Source organism: Planctomycetota bacterium (genome assembly GCA_016872555.1).
In the GTDB taxonomy this organism is placed as follows: Bacteria; Planctomycetota; Planctomycetia; order Pirellulales; family UBA1268; genus F1-20-MAGs016.
The window spans coordinates 1-2,517 of record VGZO01000126.1 but is presented as its reverse complement, the minus strand read 5'-3'; the positions used below and the strand labels follow the sequence as shown (position 1 = coordinate 2,517).

Genomic DNA, 2,517 nt, shown 5'->3' with positions numbered 1-2,517 from the left:
TCGAGTGCCGGCTGCGGCCGGTGGTGGTGGTCAACAAGATCGATCGTCCCGATGCCCGGCCGCTGGAGGTGCTCGACGAGATCCTCGGCCTGTTCCTCGAGCTGGGCGCCGACGACGACCTGGCCGACTTCCCCTACGTCTACGCCTCGAGCCGCGGCGGCTACGCCTCGCACGACCCGGCCGTCCGCGAGGGCACGATGGATCCGCTCCTCGACCTCGTGCTCGAGAAGATCCCGGGGCCGGTGGTCGATCCCACCGCCCCGCTGCGGATGCTCGTGACCACGCTCGACTGGTCCGACTACGTGGGCCGGATCGCGATCGGCCGCGTGGAGTCGGGCACGCTCACCAAGGGCGCGGGAGTCGTCCGCTCCACGGCCGCCGGGACGCTCGTGCCGGCGAAGCTCGTGGGCGTGCAGTCGTTCGACAAGCTCGGCCGGATCGACGTCGAGCAGGCCACGGCCGGCGACATCGCCGCGGTGAGCGGCATCGAGAACGTGGAGATCGGCGACACGATCTGCGATCCGCTCGACCCGCGGCCGCTCCCCCGGCTCACCGTCGACGAGCCGACGCTCTCGATGGTGTTCGGCATCAACACCTCCCCGCTGGTGGGCAAGTCGGGGAAGTTCCTCACCACGCGGCACCTCCGCGACCGGCTCGCGAGGGAGCTCGAGAAGAACGTGGCCCTCCGCGTGGAGCCAATCGAGGGCACCGAGCAGTTCGCCGTCTCGGGCCGCGGCCTGCTCCATCTCTCGGTGCTGATCGAGACGATGCGCCGCGAGGGCTTCGAGATCTCCGTGGGCAAGCCGAAGGTGATCCTGCGGAAGGAGGGAGACACGACCTACGAGCCCTTCGAGACGCTCGTGGTGGAGGTGCCGCACGACAAGCTCGGCCCCGTGATGGAGCTCACCGGCTCCCGCCGCGGCCAGCTCAAGCACATGGGGTCGCGGGGGGAGTTCGCCCACACCACGTTCTCGATTCCGGCCCGCGGCCTGATCGGCCTCCGCACCCGCGTGCTCAACGCCACGCAGGGGACGGCGATCATGCACCACCGCTTCGAGAAGTGGGGGGAGCTGGAGGCCGAGGTGCCGGGCCGGGCCAACGGCGTGCTGGTGTCGATGGTGCCGGGCAAGGCCGTGGCCTTCGGGCTCGACGGCCTGCAGGAGCGGGCCGATCTGTTCATCGAGCCGGGCGACGAGGTCTACGAGGGGATGATCTGCGGCGAGAACGCCCGCGCCGAGGACATGACGGTGAACCCCACCAAGGAAAAGAAGCTCACGAACATGCGGGCCAGCGGCAGCGACCGCAACATCCTCCTGAAGCCGCCGCGGCAGATGTCGCTGGAGGAGGCGCTGGAATACATCGAGGACGACGAGCTCGTGGAGGTCACGCCCGCGGTGATCCGCCTCCGCAAGATCCTGCTCTCGGAGCACGAGCGGCGCAAGCTGTCGCGGCAGAAGGCCGCGACCTGACCCGTGAGCCTGCGGGAGAGCAGGCGAAGAGCGTATTCGGCCCGGGCCCACACCCGGGATCACGTTTTTCAAGTCAGGCCCCGCGAGAGCTTGGCCTGACTTGTTTCGTGGGGTCGGAACAAGGGGCAGGGCACGGGTTGGAAAACCCGTGCTCCTCAAGAACGGTCGGTCCGCCGGGAGTAGAGCAGGTTTTCAACCTGCTCCTGGTTGAACGCGGGTTGGAAAACCCGTGCTCCTCAAGAACGGTCGGTCCGCCGGGAGTAGAGCAGGTTTTCAACCTGCTCCTGGTTGAACGCGGGTTGGAAAGCCCGCGCTCCGCAGGCAGCCCCGAGCGGCGCAGCCAATCACGCCAAGGGGGCGTCGGAACTCGTATGGAACGCCAGGCTTCCCGAACTCGACGTTCGGGAAGCCGACCTCGACGAGCACCACGTCGAGCCGTGGTGCCGCGGCGGATGTCGCTGGAGGAGGCGCTGGAATCCATCGAGGACGACGAACTCGTGGAGGTCATGCCCGCAGTGATCCGCCTCTGCAAGATCCTGCTCTCGGAGCACGAGCGGCGCGAGCAGTCGCGACAGAAGGCCGCGACCTGACGAGCCTCGGACGGTCGTTCGGGCGTCTCTCGACCTTTTTTCGTCCGCCGATTCGTCCCTGAATTTGCCCGTTTCGTCCCAGGCGCGCCCGATTCGTCCCTGCCAGTGCCCGATTCGTCACATTTTGGTTTTTCGGCGTTGGCGCGCGGCAATCAAGGCGTACAACACGCGCAGTGGTGGCTCTGCAAGACATCTGCAAAGGTTCTCAAACACTTTCCATGCAACGAGGGTCGTCGGTCATGAAAAGTTCCGTCCGTCGCAAGAACGTCCTCCGCAGTGTGATCCGCTTGATCGCGGTGGGATGCCTGGGGACCGCCGCAGCATTCGCACCCTCGCACAGCTTCGCGGTAACAATCACGATGCAGGCCCTTTCCTCTTTCGGAAGCAGTGGCTGGCTTCAGCCATCCGCGTTCCCGGGCGTAACCGGCACCAACAATGTGATTCGATCGATCGCGTTT

General features: G+C 66.7%; 1 protein-coding gene. It reads left to right on the top strand.

The genetic code is table 11. From position 1 onward, the window contains the following. Window positions 1–1,469 (top strand): translational GTPase TypA (locus FJ309_17410; protein MBM3956351.1); only part of this gene is annotated, 1,469 nt, incomplete at its 5' end. Window positions 1,470–2,517: the final 1,048 nt, after the last annotated feature.